We start from the raw sequence: 211 nt of genomic DNA, 5'->3' as shown, positions 1-211 counted from the left end.
CCTGTAGCGATTCAAGAGTTAAAAGAAGAGAAACATATGCCTGAAGGCATACAACTAAGGCAAGTTAGATATCTCAATAATATAGTGGAACAAGATCATCGTTTTATTAAGAAACGCGTGCGTTCTATGTTGGGATTCAAGTCATTTAAAACGGCAACTTCTATATTGAGAGGTGTTGAAGCCATACATATGATGAAAAAAGGACAAACCT

General features: G+C 36.0%; 1 protein-coding gene. It reads left to right on the top strand.

The genetic code is table 11. The features are described 5' to 3' along the window. A partial coding sequence (locus B5P40_RS31400) for a DDE-type integrase/transposase/recombinase (protein WP_142936380.1) occupies window positions 1-211 on the top strand: 211 nt, incomplete at both ends.

This window comes from Bacillus sp. SRB_8 (assembly GCF_003264205.1).
In the GTDB taxonomy this organism is placed as follows: domain Bacteria; phylum Bacillota; class Bacilli; order Bacillales; family Bacillaceae_G; genus Bacillus_A; species Bacillus_A mycoides.
The sequence above is the reverse complement of the archived record's forward strand: the minus strand, read 5'-3'. Positions and strand labels throughout refer to the sequence as shown.